The organism is Streptomyces sp. NPDC057697, assembly GCF_042799335.1.
Taxonomy (GTDB): domain Bacteria; phylum Actinomycetota; class Actinomycetes; order Streptomycetales; family Streptomycetaceae; genus Streptomyces.
In genome coordinates, this window is the sequence record NZ_JBHVJA010000024.1 from 44,091 (window position 1) to 60,892 (window position 16,802).

Annotated in this window: 13 protein-coding genes; 5 read left to right on the plus strand and 8 right to left on the minus strand. The window is 71.5% G+C overall.

Annotation, left to right across the window (positions count from 1 at the left end; genetic code table 11):
- The first annotated feature begins 10 nt into the window (after positions 1-10).
- The 4 genes from ACFVFH_RS35070 to ACFVFH_RS35085 all read left to right on the plus strand — a co-directional run bounded on the left by ACFVFH_RS35070 (position 11) and on the right by ACFVFH_RS35085 (position 3,312).
- Positions 11-1,051: a 3-oxoacyl-ACP synthase III family protein gene (locus tag ACFVFH_RS35070; RefSeq protein ID WP_383776818.1), complete on the plus strand. Its 1,041-nt coding sequence runs from the start codon at positions 11-13 to the stop codon at positions 1,049-1,051.
- Between the two features lie 27 nt (positions 1,052-1,078).
- On the plus strand, positions 1,079-1,306 hold the full coding sequence (locus tag ACFVFH_RS35075; RefSeq protein WP_361710682.1) for an acyl carrier protein: 228 nt from the start codon (positions 1,079-1,081) through the stop codon (positions 1,304-1,306).
- Positions 1,303-2,148, plus strand: a complete 846-nt coding sequence (locus tag ACFVFH_RS35080) for a 2-oxo acid dehydrogenase subunit E2 (RefSeq protein WP_383776820.1) — start codon at positions 1,303-1,305, stop codon at positions 2,146-2,148. The genes ACFVFH_RS35075 and ACFVFH_RS35080 overlap by 4 nt, the downstream gene beginning before the upstream one ends.
- A gap of 117 nt (positions 2,149-2,265) precedes the next feature.
- Positions 2,266-3,312, plus strand: a complete 1,047-nt coding sequence (locus ACFVFH_RS35085; protein WP_383776823.1) for an alpha/beta fold hydrolase — start codon at positions 2,266-2,268, stop codon at positions 3,310-3,312.
- Positions 3,313-3,380: 68 nt separating this feature from the next.
- Here ACFVFH_RS35085 and ACFVFH_RS35090 read toward each other — a convergent pair whose 3' ends face one another.
- From ACFVFH_RS35090 to ACFVFH_RS35125, 8 genes are all read right to left on the minus strand, one after another.
- Complete coding sequence (locus tag ACFVFH_RS35090; protein WP_383776826.1) at positions 3,381-6,095, minus strand: BTAD domain-containing putative transcriptional regulator; 2,715 nt, start codon at positions 6,093-6,095, stop codon at positions 3,381-3,383.
- Positions 6,096-6,353: 258 nt separating this feature from the next.
- Positions 6,354-7,370 carry an AfsA-related hotdog domain-containing protein gene (locus ACFVFH_RS35095; RefSeq protein ID WP_383776828.1) on the minus strand — a complete coding sequence of 339 codons (1,017 nt, stop codon included), beginning with the start codon at positions 7,368-7,370 and terminating at the stop codon, positions 6,354-6,356.
- Between the two features lie 68 nt (positions 7,371-7,438).
- Positions 7,439-8,617 (minus strand): alpha-hydroxy acid oxidase, encoded by a 1,179-nt coding sequence (locus tag ACFVFH_RS35100; protein ID WP_383776831.1) that lies wholly within the window; start codon positions 8,615-8,617, stop codon positions 7,439-7,441.
- Complete coding sequence (gene hppD, locus ACFVFH_RS35105; protein WP_383776833.1) at positions 8,614-9,708, minus strand: 4-hydroxyphenylpyruvate dioxygenase; 1,095 nt, start codon at positions 9,706-9,708, stop codon at positions 8,614-8,616. The genes ACFVFH_RS35100 and hppD overlap by 4 nt, the downstream gene beginning before the upstream one ends.
- A gap of 144 nt (positions 9,709-9,852) precedes the next feature.
- Positions 9,853-10,065: an MbtH family protein gene (locus tag ACFVFH_RS35110; protein WP_383776835.1), complete on the minus strand. Its 213-nt coding sequence runs from the start codon at positions 10,063-10,065 to the stop codon at positions 9,853-9,855.
- A gap of 54 nt (positions 10,066-10,119) precedes the next feature.
- Positions 10,120-10,851 carry a thioesterase II family protein gene (locus ACFVFH_RS35115; protein ID WP_383776837.1) on the minus strand — a complete coding sequence of 244 codons (732 nt, stop codon included), beginning with the start codon at positions 10,849-10,851 and terminating at the stop codon, positions 10,120-10,122.
- A gap of 100 nt (positions 10,852-10,951) precedes the next feature.
- The gene (locus ACFVFH_RS35120) at positions 10,952-12,271 is read right to left on the minus strand and encodes a PLP-dependent aminotransferase family protein (protein ID WP_383776839.1); all 1,320 of its coding nucleotides are present in this window, start codon (positions 12,269-12,271) and stop codon (positions 10,952-10,954) included.
- Between the two features lie 31 nt (positions 12,272-12,302).
- The gene (locus ACFVFH_RS35125) at positions 12,303-13,775 is read right to left on the minus strand and encodes a cysteate synthase (RefSeq protein ID WP_383776841.1); all 1,473 of its coding nucleotides are present in this window, start codon (positions 13,773-13,775) and stop codon (positions 12,303-12,305) included.
- Between the two features lie 1,004 nt (positions 13,776-14,779).
- On the opposite strand from ACFVFH_RS35125, the gene ACFVFH_RS35130 reads away from it, so the two are divergent.
- Positions 14,780-16,802: condensation domain-containing protein (locus ACFVFH_RS35130; protein WP_383776844.1), on the plus strand; the 2,023-nt coding region annotated here is incomplete at its 3' end.

Sequence of the window (16,802 nt, forward strand, 5' to 3'; positions counted from 1 at the left end):
GACCCCCACCATGCAGTCACCGCCCGACCGCGACCCCGCCCAGGTGTACCTCGCCTCGGTCGGAACCGCCCTGCCCGGCGACCCGGTCGACAACGCCACCCTCGCCGAGGTGCTCAAGGTCAACGAGGAGTGGATCGACCACTTCATCGGCACCCGCACCCGCCACTTCGCCCGGGACCTCGGGACCGGGACGGTGCGCTGGTCACTGGCCGACCTGTGCGCCCAGGCCGGTGCGCGGGCACTCGCCGCCTCCGGGGTCGACCCGGCCGAGATCGGCTTCGTGGTGCTCGGCACCGCCACCCCGGACAACCTGATGCCCGCCACCGTCAACCACATCGCCGACCAGCTCGGCCTGGACCAGGTGCCCACGTACCAGCTCCAGTCCGGCTGCGCCGGTGCCGTACAGGCGCTCGGCCTCGGCCGGACGCTGATCGCCGGTGACGGGCACCGGGCCGGTCTGGTCATCGGCGGCGACGTCTGCAGCAAGCACCTCGACCTGAACCGGGACCTCGCCGACGCCGCCCCCAGCGACCTGGTCAACTACGTCCTCTTCGGCGATGGCGCGGGAGCCGCGGTGCTCACCGCCGAGCCCGCGGCGGAGGCGGTGGCCCTGCGCCGGGTGCTCAACCGGTTCACCGGCCTCGGCCGGGAGCCCGGCCAGGTCATCGACTGGTTCGGCCTCGCCGACCGGTACGAGGACCGGCAGGCGGTCCGGGAGGACTACAAGGCCATCGAGGAGTTCGTCCCCGTGATGGCGGTGGAGATCCTCTGGGAGATGCTCGGCGACCTCGACTGGTCCGCCGAGGAGCTCGACTACCTGCTGCCGCCGCAGCTCTCGGGCCGGATGACCCGCCGCATCCACGAAGAACTCGACATGCCCGGCGCCATCGAGGTGTCCTGCGTCGCCGACACCGGCAACAACGGCAACGCACTGCCGTTCCTCCAGCTGGAGCGGCTGCTGGGGCAGATGTCCAGCGGCCAGAAGGCGCTCGCGGTGGCCGTGGAGTCCAGCAAGTGGATCAAGGCGGGTTTCGCCCTCGAAAAGATCTGACACACCGTCACCGATTGGAGAACGCCGATGCAGACCATCGACGAGTTCGCCCGCCTGGTCCGCGAGGAACTGGGCATCCCCCTGGCGGACGAGGACCTGGCCGCCGACCTCGACCGGCTCCCCGAGTGGGACTCCCTCTACATGCTCAAGCTGGTCACCGCCCTTGAGCGCACCACCGGCCGGAAACTCCCGGTGGGACGGGTGCTCGAGGTCCGCAGCCTCGAAGCGATCTACCAGCTGGCGGTCAAGCCGTGACCGCCCGCCCGCACCCCGAACGCCGCCGCCGGCACACCCTCTACTTCCTGGAGTACGCCGCCCGCCAGCGCCTGGTCCACCTGGACACCGAGATCGACATGACCCGCGTCCAGCACCACCGCGCCGAAGCCCGGGAATCCGGACAGCGCTTCTCCGTGGTCGCCTACCTGCTGCACTCCGCCGGCCGCGTACTGGACCGCCACCCCGAGGCCAACGCCGTACTGGCCCCGGGCCGGCTCGGCCTGCGCGGCCCCCGAACGGTCCGCTTCACCGGCGTCACCGCCAAACTCGCCCTCGACCGCACCGTGGACGGCGAACGCACCGTGCTCTCCGCCCTGCTGCCCGGCCTGGAGAGCGCGGGCCTGCCCGCCATCCAGGAACGGATCGACCGCTACCGGACCCCGGCCGCCGCCGATCTCCCCGAATTCCGCGGCGTACGGATGCTGGGCCGGCTGCCGGTCCCGCTCGGCCGGACGGCCTTCGCCGCCGCACTGCGCAACCCGTACCGCCGCCCCACCGTGCTCGGCACCGTCGCGATCAGCTCGCTCGGGCACCGGCCGGTCGACGGCTTCCACGCGGGCGGCGGCACCGCGGTGACGCTCAACGCCGGACAGGTGCTGGAGCGCCCCGTCGTCCGCGACGGCCGGATCGTGGCGGCCCCGCTGATGCGGCTCGGCCTCACCTTCGACCACCGGGTCATCGACGGCGCGGCCGCCGCCGACGTCCTCGCCGACCTCAAGCAGACCATGGAGACCTTCGACGACGGCCCCGAAAGCCCCGGAACCGGCCGCCGCGCCGAACACCGGGCCACGGACGGGACGACGGCTGCAAGGACGGCTTAAGCCCCCACCCGCACCATCGTTCCGACGGGCGCCGTGCCGGGTTGCCCTGCCCCGCACCCGGCACGGCCCCGCGCACCGCACCCGCCCGCCACCCGCCCACTCCGAGACGGACGCACCATGGACCATCTGGCAGAACTCAAGGAGTTCGCCCGGCTGCACGGACGCGGCCAGGGCCTGACGGAGCAGCACGTCCAGGCCGTACTGTCCCGGATCACCGGAGACCGCCCCGGCGACCCCCACTCCTGGGCACAGGTGTGGACCGCCGAGGGCGACGCCCTGACGCAGGGCGGCCGGCCGCTCGACGCCTGCCGCCACTACGCGCTCGCCCGCTTCCCCCACCACGGCGACGAGGACCGGCTGCCCGCCCAGCAACGCTGCGTCGAAGCCTTCGACACCTGGCGGCGCGACGGCGGGAACGGCATCGAACGGCTGGAGTTCGACCACCCGGACGGCACCCTGGCCGCCTGGGCGGCCGGACTCTCCGCCGACCGGCCACGGCCCCTGCTCGTGATCATGGGCGGCATCGTCAGCGTCAAGGAACAATGGGCGCCCCTGCTCCCGCTGTTCGCCCGGCTCGGCTTCGCCGCCGTGGCCACCGAGATGCCCGGGGTCGGCGAGAACACCCTCCCGTACCGGGCCGACTCCTGGCGCCTGCTGCCCCGTCTGCTCGACGCACTCGCGGACCGGGCACGGGTCACCGGGACCGCCATGCTCGCCCTCAGCTTCAGCGGACACCTGGCCCTGCGCGCCGCCGCCGAGGACCCCCGCATCCGCAGCATCCACACGGTCGGGGCCCCCGTCTCCGCGTTCTTCACCGATCCCGCCTGGTGGTCGAAGGTGCCCAGGATCACCGTGGAGACCCTGCGCCGGCTCACCCGTACCGGAGACGACGACGAACTCCGCGACGTACTGGCCGACTTCCCGCTCACCCCGTCCCTGCTCGGCTCACTGGACATCCCCGTCGGATACGTCGCCAGCTCGCGCGACGAGATCATCCCGCAGTCCGAACACCGCCTGCTCGCCCTGCTGCTGCCACAGGCCCGGTTCAAGGTGTTCGACGACGTCCACGGCTCCCCGGAGCACGTCGGCGCGATGCGCCGCTGGCTCGTCCTCTCCCTGCTCCGCGCGCGCCTCGCCGGACGACGGACACCCCGGACCGGCTGAGGCAGGCACCACGGCCGCGCGGCGGGCAACCACCCTGACGGGCGCCCCGCCGCGCGACCGGCCGGAGATCAGAGCCGCTGCGGCAACCGCCGGTCGGGGACCCCGACAGGGCGGTCCGCGGCCGCCGGAGCGAACGACAGCCGGCCCGGGTCGAGCAGCCACATGCCCGGCCCGACCTCCACGGCCGCCACCCGCCCCTGCGGAGCGGTGATCCGTTCCGCCGTGCGGCGCGCGTACTCCGCCCACCGGCGGTCACCGAGCCGCCGCGCCGCCCGCCCGCACTCCGCGAGCTGCCGCAAGGCGTCCCGAGGCAGCCCCTGCCGCAGATCCACCAACGCCAGACCGCTCAGCGCGCCCACGACCCCCCGCAGGTCGTGGCCGGCCGAACAGACCGCCAGTGCTCTGCCGTACCGTCTCGCGGCGGCCGGCAGACGGCCCTGACCGAGCAGCACATCGGCCTCACCGATCCGGCAGCGCGCCGCGCCCAGCTGGTCACCGACCAGACCGAACAGCCGCCGGGCCTCGTCGTACCGGCCGAGCGCCCGGTCCGCCTCGCTCCGCTGCCAGGCGAGATCACCCAGCGAACGCAGCACCGCCGCCTCCGCCGCCTGCGAACCCGCCCGGCGCGCCGTGTCCAGCGCCCGCCGATGGGTCTCCTCCCACTCCTCCCAGGCCGCACACGTGTGGAAGTACCCGGCGGCACTGCTCGCCAGCTCCCACACCATGGACCCCAGCCCGGCCGCGTGCGCCAGCCGCACCGACTCCACCAGCCCCGCGGCCTCCTCCCGGAACCAGGTGAGCGGCGAGTACCGGGCCAGTACCGGATCCGCGGCGTACGGCGAGGGCTCCGGCGCCGGATCCCCGCTCCACGGGATCCTGCCGGGCGCGAGCAGCGCGTCGGCACGCCGGGAGAGCGTCAGAAAGGCGCCGCACAGGCGCTTCGTCGCCTCGTGCAGCGACTCCTCGCTCTCCTCCTGGCGCAGCTGCACGGACAGCACCCGCAACAACTCGTGGAACCCGTAGCGCACCTGCCGTCCGTCCGGCTGCGCCCTGGTCTCCAGCAACTGGGCCCGGACCAGCCCCTCCACCAGCTCCTCGGCCACCGGCAGTGACACACCCAGCAGCGCCGCCGCCGTCCACAGCGCGAAATCGGACGCGGGCGCCAGCCCCAGCAGCCGGAAGGCCCGCTGCTGCTCCGGCTTCGCCTCCAGATACGCCGTCATCAGACAGGCCCGCAGATCGAGGTCGCCCTCGTGCAGCCGCTGCAACCGGGTCCGCCCGTCGCGCAGCCGGGCCGCCAGGTCCGCGGCGGTGCTGTGCGGACGGGCGACCAGCGAAGCCGCCGCGACCCGCAGCGCCAGCGGCAGATAGCCGCAGAGACCGGCGATCTCGGCGGCGGCCACCGGGTCGGCGGCCATCGGCTCGCCCCCGTTGACATGCAGCATCTCCATCGCCTCGTCCGGACGCAGCGGCTCCAGGACGAGGTGCCTGGCACCGTCCAGGGCCGACAGCGTCCGCCGGGCGGTGACGATCACCGAGCAGTCCCCGACCGCCGACAGCAGCGGCCGCACCTGCTCCTCCGAACCGGCGTCGTCGAGGACCAGCAGCAGCCGCCGCCCCCGCACCGCCTCCTGGAGGGCCGCGGTCAGCCGCCCGCGGTCCGCCGGCACCGGCCCCACCGCGCCCTGGTCGCCCGCCGCGCCGAGCTGCCGCAGCAAGGACGCCGCCGCCTCCTCGGCGGTCAGCTGCCGGCCGAGGGCGCCGCGCAGCCGGAGCAGCACCTGGCCGTCCGGGAACGCGTCCGCGACCTGCCGGGTCAGCCGCACCGCCAGCGCCGTCTTGCCCACACCGGCCCGGCCGGCCACGGTCAGCAGCCGCACCGGGCGCCCCCCGGCCTCGCCGCGCAGCATCCGTTCGGCCGAGGCGGTCGCCTCGTGGCGGCCGATGAACCCGGTCGTCTCGACAGGCAGCCCCCGCAGCGGCCCGGCGGACGGGGCGACGGCCGCGCAGCCCGGTCCGGGTGGTCTCCAGTCCAGCGACGGATCCGAGTGCAGGATGCGGTCCTGCAACCGCCGGACCGCGCGCCCGGGTTCGACGCCGAGCTCCTCGACCAGCGAGCGCCGCAGCCTGGCGTAGATGCGCAGGGCGTCCGACTGGCGGCCGGTGCGGTAGAGCACCACCATGAGATGGCCGTGCAGCGACTCCCGCAGGGGGTGTTCCGTGGCCAGGGCCATCAGCTCCCCGGCGAGTTCCCGGTGCCGCCCGAGCCGCAGATCCGCCATGATCCGCTGCTCCAGGGCCTCCATCCGCAGCTCGTCCAGGCGGATGGCGGTGCTCTCCAGGCGTACGCCGTGCGGCACCCCGGAGAGCGCCGGTCCGGTCCACACCCCCAGGGCGTCGTGCAGCAGCCGGGAGGCGTCGGCGTACTCACCCTTCTCGTAGGAGGTACGGCCCGCCACGCGCAGGGTCTCGAAGCGGGCCAGGTCGAAGTCCTCGTCGGGCACCCGCAGCAGGTACCCCGGCGAGCGGGTGAGCAGGAGCCCCTCGGTCGCCTGGTGGGGGTGTTCGGCCTCGGCCAGCAGCTTGCGCAGCTGCGAGACGTACACCTGGAGGGTGGTGGTCGCGGTGCGGGGCGGTTCGGTTCCCCAGAGTTCGTCGATCAGGCTGTTCGCGGAGATGACCTCCCCGGCGCGTACCAGGAGGGTCGCGAGCAGCGCGCGCGGTTTGGCGGCGGACGGCGTGCGGGGGGCCAGGGACACCGGCCCCAGGATCCGGAAACGCATCAGGTGGTTCCTAAGGACGTGGTTCGCGAGTGAGTGGTTCGGGGGTGGGCGAGTCGGTGAACGGACGGTCCGGGGGCCCGGTCGCGGGTCGGCCGGACGGAATCCCGGTCGCGCCCGGTGACTTCGGGCCGCCGTGGACCCCGGGTCCTCGGACATGGCAGCGCTTCGACGATCAACGCGCGTTGACCTCCCTGTCGGTGGAGCAGGCCCCGACGGCCGTGCGTCCTGGTGTGTACGTGGTGTCCTGGCCGGACCGGGTCAGCAGTCCTGGAGGAGCGAGACGGAGGTGCTGGCCACGATCCGGCTGCCCTGGCTGAAGATGACCCGCATCCGGGCGACGGGACGGCCGGCGGCGTCCCGGCTGGGGCGCCGGGAGGAGACCGTGCAGGTGAGCGGCAGGTCCGTGTCCCCGAGGCCCCGGTAGGAGGTCCGCCAGTGCGTCAGCACGGCGTGGCCGGGCTCGAAACCGTGCAGTTCCGCGGCGACCAGCAGGGACGCCTGCCGGGACGCCTCCAGGAAGAGCGAGCCCGGAATGGGCCCCCCGGCCGCCGGATGGAAGACCTCGTGCTCCGGGGCCGGGTCGACCGGCAGCATGAACTCCCCGTCCAGCACCCGCAGCGGCGGCCCGACCAGCACATTGCGCGGGTCGTCGCGGCCGACGCGGGCCGGGCGCAGCGACCGGCCCGCGTCGGCGGGGGCCATCGGACAGGTGTCGTTGAGGCTCTCGCGCCTGCCCCGCGCGCGATGGCTCTGCAGGGCCCCCGGCATGACGAACACCAGCCGGGTCCGGTTCAGCCCGCAGCTCACCCCGTCGATGGCCACTCTGGCCACCGATTCCAGACAGCGCGGGACGCCGTTGACCACGTCGCTCGGGGTGAGGGTGAGGTCCATGGCCAGATGGGCGGCGCGGCCGGTGCGGCGCCACGGGGTGAGGTCGAGGATGTCGGTGCTGCTGGAGGCGAAGGCCCCGGGCCGGTTGCCGGGCACCCGGAAGTACTGCTGGGCGACGAAGTGCGCCGCCTGATGCATCGTTTCCGCAGGGAACAGCACATCGTGGAAGATGCCCGGCCCGTCGGTGAACAGGTCGTGCTCGTCCGGCAGTTCCGTGGACAGGACGAAGCACTGCTCCTCGGGCGCGGTGGCGTCCAGGACGAAGCCCTCGGCGGTGGCCGGCCGGCGCAGCAGATGCAGGGGCGCGGGCGCGGCCTTCGTGGTGGCGCGGCCCGAGCCGTGGGAGAGGGGGTGGTCGGAGGGGAACGGGAGCGCAAAATCCATGGAGTGGTCCTCAGACTGACGGCGCTCGGAGCGTCGGATCGGGTGGGAGCGGCGGCCTTTCCCGGGAGCTACCCGCGCGGCGCGGACACCGTCCGGAAAGGCGTGGAGGTGACCACGCGCAAGGAGCGCGCGGCCTCGACCGAGGCGCAGCCGGCCAGCCCGAGCGCGTCCCGCAGCTCCTCGGCCAGCATGCGCAGGACGTCGCCGACTCCGGCCTGGCCGTTCGTGGCGAGCCCCCAGAGGACGGGTCGCCCGACGAGGGCGCCGGAGGCGCCGAGCGCCACGGCCTTGACGATGTCGCTGCCGGTGCGCACCCCGCCGTCGACCAGGATCTCGCAGCGGTCGTCCACGGCGTCCCGGATCTCCGGAAGCACCGCCATCGGCGGTACCGCACCGTCGAGTTGGCGCCCTCCGTGGTTGGAGACGACGATCGCGTCGATGCCCCGCTCCGCCGCCTGCCGCGCGTCGCCGGGGTCGAGGACCCCCTTGAGGATCAGCCGGAGGCCGGTGCGCTCGCGGAGCCGTTCGATGTGTTCCCAGGAGAGCGATGCCGTCATGAACGCCCTGGTGTGCTCCGCGACCGCGGAGGTCCGGGACCGGTGGGCATGGGCCCGGGACGCGGCGCCGTCACCGAGGTGCGGGGCCTGGACGTCCGGCGGGAGGACGAACCGGTTGCGGACGTCGCGCAGGCGGCGCCCCATCCACGGCAGGTCCACGGTCAGCATCAGCGCCTCGCAGCCGGCCGCCTCGGCCCGGTCCACGAGGTCGAACAGCCGGGCCTCGTCGTTGAGCCAGTAGAGCTGCAGCCACAGACGACCGCCCTGGGCGGCGATCTCCTCCAGCGGACAACTGCTCAGCGTCCCGGTGACGAACGGCACCCCGGCGTCCCGGGCCGCGCGGGCCACGGCCGGTTCGCCGTCCGGATGGACCAGCCGGTGGTAGGCCATGGGCGCGACGGCCAGCGGAGCCGAGGCCGCCCGGCCCAGCAGCGGGGAGGCCGTCGAACACCCGGCGACGTCCCGCAGGACGCGCGGCACCAGATGGAGCTGCTCGAAGGACGCCAGGTTGGCGCGGAGCGAGGACTCCGTACCGCTGCCGCCCGTGATGAAGTCCCAGACGTCGGGGGGCAGGACCGCGGCGGCCGCCCGCTCCAGATCCCGCAGACAGGCGGGCTCGGACTGCCACCGGGCGGCCGCCTCCTCCCGGACCGGCCCGGAGACGGAGGAGTACGAGGAGGAGGTGGTCACCGCGCGGTACCGCCCTGCCTGGACCGCTCCAGCTCGACCGCCTCGTACAGCGCCTTGATGTTGGAGCTGCCGAAGGTCTCCGCGCCCAGACGCTCGATGACCTCGAAGAAGAGGGAACGGCGGGGGTGCGAGGAGCGGGTGAATATCTGGAACAGCTGGCCCGCGTGGTCCTCGTCCACCAGGAGGTTCCACCTGCGCAGGTCGTCCATCGGATGGTTCTTGGGCGACACCCGCTCACCCAGCAGGTCGTAGTAGGAGCCGGGCGTGTCCAGGAACTGCACCCCGCGCGCCGACAGCGCGCCGACGGAGCGCACGGCGTCCTCCACCGAGAACGCGATGTGCTGCACGCCGGAACCGTCGTGACGGGCGAGGAACTCGTCGATCTGCCCGGGTTCGGCGGTGACGTCCGGCTCGATGACGGTGAAGGTCACCGACTTCGAGGCGTTCTGGACGACCTTGGAGTTCATCGCCTGGGCACCGATGACGATGTGCTCCTCGAAGACCGCGTCGAAGCCCAGCACCTCGCAGTAGTAGTCCACGGTCGGCTGGAGCTCGCCCGCGTTCACACAGACCGCGAAGTGGTCGATCTCCTGGAGCCCGACGGACGGCGTGACGGCACGCGCCGCCTCCAGCGCGGCCGGATCGGCGACCAGCCCCCGGGGCAGCGTCGGCCCCGGGCCGCCGTCCGGGACCAGGGTGTGCACGACGTCCCCGAAGCCGCTGACGGTCGCGGTCCGCCCGCCCGCCGGATGCGGCGCCGGAGCGGCCACCGGCCGCGCCCCGCGCCGGACGGCCTCGGCGAAGGCCGCGCCCACATCGGGCACCCGTACGGCGATGTCGGCCACCCCGTCGCCGTGGCGCCGGGTGTACGCGCCGACGGGATGGTCCTGCGCCCGGCTCTCGGTCAGGACGAGTGTGATGCCTCCCTGGGCGAGGGCGACGCTCCTGAGGCCGTTCCCGGTGGAGACCTCACGGGCCACCACCTGGAACGCGTACTGCTCGACCCAGGCGGCCGTGCTCGCGTCGAGGTCTTCCACACCGAGCTCGACGTAGTCGATGCCGAGATCGCCGTAAACTGCAAACTCACTCATGTGTTTCTCTCCTCAGAAATGTCGCGGTGCGACGCCGGTGCGGGGCCGACGTCCCGGCTCGGGAACCGAACGCGGGACGTCGGCCGTACGCCTTCCCGCCCGGGGGCCGGTGCCTCCGGGCGAGGCATGCGGGAACGCCGACGGTCAGCTGTCGGCCATGGCGTCGGCCAGGCTCTTGGGCCGCATGTCGGTCCAGGAGCCCTCCACGTAGTCCAGGCACTCCTGGCGGCCTGCCTCGCCGAAGACGGTGTCCCAGCCCTCGGGCACGTCCACGGAGGCGGGCCACAGCGAGTGCTGGCCCTCCGCGTTGCGCAGCACGAAGTACGGGGCGTTGTTGTTCTCGAACGGGTTCGTCACTGTCGTGTCCTTTGCTGTGTGGGCTGACGGTCCGCGGGATGACGGCCCGTCGGTTCAGGTGGCGGCCGGCGCACCGATGCGGGAGAGCACATCCCGCAACAGCCCGGCCCGGTGGTCGGAGAGGTAGAAGTGCCCGCCCTCGAAGGACCGTGCGGTGAAGCGGGCACGGGTCACGGACGCCCAGGCCGCCACCGAACCGGCGTCGACCTCCTCGTCGTCATCGCCGTAGTACGCGACGACGGGCGTGTCCAGAACGGCCCCGGTGCGCGCGGCCCGGTACTCCTCCACGATCCGGTAGTCGGCGCGGATGGCGGGAAGGACCAGCTCCAGCAGGTCCGGATGGTCCAGCGCGGCCGCGTCCGTACCGCCCAACTCCTTGAGGTGCTGGATGAGTTCGGCGTCGGAAGCGGTCGAGTGGGCCCGCTCCGGGATGGACTCCCGCCCCGGGCCGGACCGTCCGGAGACGAACAGCCCCGCGACCCGGGCGCCGTGCACCTCGTACAGCCGCCTGGCGACCTCGAAGGCGACCGACGCGCCCATGCTGTGGCCGAAGAGCGCCAACGGCCGGTCCAGCAGCGGCAGGCACTCCGCTACCGCCGGCGCCACCAGGGCCTCCATCGTCTCCGCGAGCGGATCGACCAGCCGGTCCTCCCGCCCCGGGTACCGCACCGCGCGCAACTCCACGTCGTCGGGGACGAGCGGCCCCCACGGCTGGTAGAAGCCCGCCGTACCACCGGCATGCGGGAAACAGACGATGCGCGTCCGCGGGTTCGCCGACGGCTTCACTACTCGTAACCACTGCTGTGCTGGGCGCACGTCATTCCTCTCGGCCTCGGTGTCGATGGGCCCCGGCGCCCACGGCGGTGGAGCGGGCGCCGGCCTCGTGTCAGGGGGCCTCCGCCTGCTCCCGGACGAAACCGGCGAGCCGGTCCAGCCCCTCGTCGATCTCCGCGGGAAGCAGATGGCTGAAGGACAGCCGCATCACCCGGCGCGGCTCGGAACCCGCGTAGAAGTGGTGCAGCGGAGTCCACAGCACCTGGTGCTTCCCGGCGCTGAACTCCAGCAGCTCGTCGCTCGTGGCGAACGGAACCGTCAGCAGCAGGAAGAACCCGCCGTCCGGGCTGTTCCAGGACACGCCCGGCACCTGCCCGTCGCCGAAGCGCGCGGCCAGGCCGTCCAGCATCAGCCGGAGGTTCCCCCGGTACGTCTCCCGCTCACGGACGTTGGCCGCCCGCAGGCTGTTCCCGTTCTCCAGCAGCTTTCCGGCGATGACGGCCTGCGCGATCGGCGAGGTGTTCACCGTCGTCATGCTCTTGATCTTCGCCAGTTCGTCGGCCAGCAGACCGGTATCGCCCCGCGCGTCGACCACCCGCTGGTCCGCGACGGCGTACCCGACCCGGGCACCCGGCAGCCCGGTCTTGGCGAACGAGCCCAGGTAGACGACGCGCCCCTCGGTGTCGAGGGCCTTCATCGTCGGCGGCCCGTCGTCACCGAGCAGACCGTACGGATTGTCCTCCAGCACCAGGAGACCCAGCTCGGAGGCGGCCCGCAGGGTCCGCAGCCGCTCCGCCTCGCTCATCCGCACCCCGGTGGGGTTGGCGAAGTCCGGCACCAGGTACAGGGCCCGCGGGCGCAGACCGTCCGCCCTCGCCCTGCGCACCACGGCGGCGAGGTCGTCGAGGTCGACACCGGTCGGGGACTCCTCGACCGGCAACAGCGGCATGTCCACGAGCTGCGCCGCCCCGTGCACCCCGACATAGCAGGGCGACACCGCCAGCAGTACGTCCTCGGGGGTGGCCCGCAGGGCCCGGAGCGTCAGATAGAGCGCCTCCTGGCAGCCCACCGTGACCACGATGGACTCCGCGTCCACCGTGATGCCCTCGTCGACGGCCAGGTGGGCCGCGACCAGCTCGTGGATCACACCCTTGGTGCGCCCGTACTGCATGACGGTGCGCCGGACCCGTGCCTCGTCGCCGTCGAACCGCTCGGACAGGTACCGGCGGTAGACGTCGAGGTGGCGGTGGACGTCGTCGAGGTCGAAGTAGCCCTCGAACGGACGGCCCGCGGCGAAGGACACGGCGTCCGGGTACTCCTGCGCCACCTCGTTGAGGAAGTTCATGGACGCGCTCACCGGGGAGTTCAGCGAGTCGTGCAGCTCCCGCACGTCCAGCTGTACGCACGCGCGTTCCACGGCCGGGTTGCTCACGGTTCCTGGTTCCCTTCTGACGACATTCGCGCTAGCCCGCGGGGGCGAGGGTGTGCGGCCTGTTGCCGGACGCGAAGGCGTCCAGCACCCTGGCCGCGACCTCGTCGGGCGAGTCGGTCTTCTTGACCAGCCAGACCCGCGGCTCCCCGGCCGTGGTGTCGGTGCCCAGCTTCTTGCGGCCGCCACCGGTCACATTGAGCAGGCACTTCGCGTCGGGCGGCAGCAGCTTCGCCCGTACGGCGTCGCGCAGCGCCGCCACGGCGACCGCGGGGGCCGGCTCGATGTCGATGCCCTCCAGCTCTTCGAACATCGCCCGAGCGGCCGCCGCCTCGGTGCGGTCGGCGACCAGCATGTCGCCCGCGCTCGACCGCAGGATGTCCCGGACACCGCCGTCGACGAGGTAGGGAGGGGTCGCGTTGGCCAGCTCCGGCGCGTAGAGGTCCAGCGGCGCCTCGGCGTCACCGAGTTCGGGTTCCCGCTTCCACGCCCGGCTCAGCGGCGGGTAGTCGGCGTTCTGGCACAGGAGCATCCGCGGGACTGACTGACCGTCGGCCGAGCCGGACGCGATGATGCGCTCGCACGCCTCATGGGTGGCGATCGCTCCGGCGCCGCTGCCCACCGCCTGGAAGTAGAACTCGGGGAGCGTACCCATCTCCTCGAAGGCGGCCAGCGCGACCACGCCCAGGCCGTCCCGGCGGCCGACGTTGCGGACGCCTCCTTCGGCGAAGAACTCGGGGGCGGAGGCGACGACCTTCCGGCTGAAGCCGATGACATCGTTGTAGGTGGCGTCCTCGACCGCCACCACCTGGAGGTCCGTCGAGGGTCCGCCGGCCGCGGCCAGCACCACGGGCAGCGCCTGGCCGGGCACGAGGAGCAGGCGCGGAACGCCTTCGCCCCCGGCGGCGGCGAAGGCCGCCGCGGTGTTGCCCGCCGACGCGACCACCATCACACCGGACCGCTGGGGAGTGCGCCCCAGCACCGCGAAGGCCTCCAGCTCCTTGAAGGAACCCGACACCATGCGGCAGCCCCGCTCGGGCCAGTACCCACTGAAGGAGATCCACAGATCCGTCAGACCGAGCGCTCTCCCCAGCCCTTCACTGCGATAGACCACGGGCCGACTGGAACCGTCGATCTCACGCCGGACCGGAAGCCATCCGTAGCGGAAGATCCCGGACTTCTCCGGCGCGACGGTGAACTGCTTCGCCATGTACTCCGTACGCAGCAGGGTGTCGTCCCCGCATCGCGGACAGCTCATGCAGAGCCCGTCGTCGGAACTCCGCCAATCGCAGCCGGCGCACACGAGCAAGTAGGGACAAGCAGGGTCCACGGAGCGCTTTCCTTTCGTATCGAACGATGTTCTCGCCATAGGGCACACACCTGTCCACCGATTTAGCGCGAACAGGCGCCTGCACATTGCGGGAGGTCTGCGCCCCCGGCCTCTTGCATGCCGCGGCGCGAACTCGACGGGCACACCGGACATCACGCCCGAATGGCGGGATGACATCGGTATGCAAAAAGGGAAAACGGCGCTGAATGATTCCTTCGCCGACCTATGGAGTGAGAGTAGTTCCAGCTAGGGCAGAGACACTCGGCCGTGCATCGTCACACGCGTTCCCGCGCCGGCCGAACGCCCGCTCACCGAGCAGCACACTTGATCACCGTCGAAGCCGTGCCAGAAGAGTCTGGAACACGCGCTCGGGCGAGGCAATCTCAAAAAGATTGTCTGATGTCAACCCTGGTGAAAAGGAACCGAAAAATGGCCGTACTCCCCCCGTTGTCCCCCGCTTGCCGCATGTACGTTCGCATGCGTGCAGTGGACAACATAGACGTCGCACCAGGGGCTTTCCTATGATCTAGATCACATTGCATGCGCCGATGCGATCAACTTAACTGGCCTGACGCCTGCTCAGAACTTGCCTGAATCTTGCCACTTATGTAGGTCAAGAGTGATATGGGCCACCGTCACGCGTTGTTCATGACGTGTTGTTCTGTACGGCGAACACGACAGCTACACGGGGGAAGCTATGTGTGCACGAGCAAATTTGGCATGTCTTGTTGAGGGCAGTGGACAGATGCTCCGCACCCGGGAGCGCTGCGCTTCGGCGGAATCCGCCGTTCCGCTCCATCGGTGCGAAGAGCCATCCACATCGAGCCGCAACCGGACGGGGCGAGTTCCGGGAATCGGCCTTCCCGGACGTCCGTCACAAAAGCCCTCTTTCGGAATGTCCGCGACGGCCGGCCCGCACGGCGCCCATTAATCCCTTTGCCGGATTCCGGCACAGCTGATATCGAATTCCTTGCGGCCCGGATGCGCCGCCTCACCACAACTATTGTGCGTCCCTCGCGGATTGTGCGTTCTTCGTAGAGCCAAGCGGCCCATGCCCTTCGGTAATCGTGCGCACTTCGGCCACGCCCACCTCCCACGCGGAGGTTCTCAGGGACGGACAATCCCCAGCCCTGCACTCACGCATGCGTGAAAACTCTTTATCAACGGGATGATGGAGCGGTATGAGCACGTCAGAAGTCGGCGCCGTCCACAAGGAGCTCTCTGCCGCGCAGCGAGGCATCTGGAACGCTCAGCAGATCGACCCGGACAACCCCATCTACAGCGTCGCCCAGTACCTGGAGATCACGGGCGACCTGGACACACGGCTGTTCGAGTCCGCCCTGCGGGAGGTCATCCGCCGCACCGAACCCCTCCACGCGCGCTTCACCGGCTCCGGGACGTCGCTGCGGCAGTACGTGGCCGTCACGGACGACTGGCCCCTGCACACCTTCGACGTCCGCGACGAGGACGACCCGGTCGCCACCGCCGAAGCCTGGATGCACACCGACATGGCCCGGCCGATGCGGCTGGACGGCGACCGCCTCTTCACCCACGCCCTCTTCCGCGTCGGGACCGAGCGCTACTTCTGGTACCAACGCGCCCACCACATCGCCGCCGACGGATTCAGCGGGGCGATCGTCAGCTCCCACGTCGCCGCCCGCTACACCGCCCTCGTGACCGGCGCCCCCGCACCCGAGCAGACGACCGCCGCACTGGCCACCCTGCTGGACACGGACACCGAATACCGCGCCTCGGAGCACTACACCGAGGACCGCGCGTACTGGACCGAGACACTGGCCGGCCGCCCCGACATGCCGAGCCTCAGCGGCGGCCGACCGCCCACCGGCACCCCGCACGCCCTCACCCGGCACGTCGAGACCATCGACACCGAAACCTCCGCGAACCTCCGCCGCTCCGCACGGAAACTCCGGACAACGGTGTCGGGGCTCGCCATCGCCGGCGCCGTCCTCTACTTCCACCGCGTGACCGGCGCGGAGGACGTCGTCATCGGCGTCCCCGTCCTCGGCCGGACCCGCAAGGAGATCGACGTCCCGGGCATGGCGGCGAACATGCTGCCGATCCGCGTGGCCGTGTCGGACGACCTCACCCTCCAGGAACTGGTCCGCCGCGTGGGATCGTCCATCCGGACCGCGCTGCGCCACCAGCGGTACCGCTACGAGGACGTCCTCAGGGACCTGAAGCTGGTCGGACGCGGCAACCTCTTCAGCCTCGTCGTGAGCGCCATGCCGTTCGACTACGACCTCGCCCTGGGGGAGTGCTCCGTACAGCTGAAGCCCCTGGGCGGCGGCCACTTCAACGACTTCTCGCTGTCGCTCTACGACAACTCCTCCGACGGCCAGATCGGCATCGCCTCGGACGCGAACCCCGAGCTCTACGACAGCGCGTCCAACCGCAGCAAGGTCGAGCACTTCCGGAACGCCCTGATCGCGATGGCCGAGGCCACACCCGACACCCCGGTCGGTCGGGTCGAGGTGTTGGGTGAGTGTGAGCGTGCGTTGGTGGTGTCGGGGTGGAACGACACGGCGCGTGAGGTTCCGGCGGTGACGTTGCCGGAGTTGTTCGAGGCGCAGGTGGTTCGGTCGCCTGGTGCGGTTGCGGTGGGGTGTGCGGGCGAGAGTGTGTCGTATGCGGAGTTGAACGCGCGGGCGAATCGTCTGGCGCATCTGCTGGTGGGTGAGGGGGTGGGTCCGGAGGATCTGGTTGCGGTGTGTCTGCCGCGGTCGGTGGATCTGGTGGTGTCGTTGCTGGCGGTGATGAAGGCGGGGGCGGCGTATCTGCCGCTGGATCCGGATTATCCGGTGGAGCGGTTGGTGGCGACGCTGGCCGACAGTCGTCCGATGGCGTTGATCACGACCAGTGCGGCGGGTGCCGGTCTGGGTGCGGATGCGGGTGTGCGGCGGGTTGTTCTGGATGACCCGGCGGTGGGTGGGGTTCTGTCGGGGATGCCGGTGGTGGATCCGGTGCGTGTGGGTCATCGTCCGGAGCATCCTGCGTATGTGATTTATACGTCGGGTTCGACGGGGCGGCCCAAGGGTGTGGTGGTGACGCAGGGGGGGTTGGTCAATTATGTGGTGCGGTGTGTGGAGGTGTATCCGGAGGTTGCGGGGCTGACGGTGTTGCATGCGTCGGTGTCGTTCGATGCGGGTGTGACGGGGTTGTACGGGGCGTTGGTGTGTGGTGGTG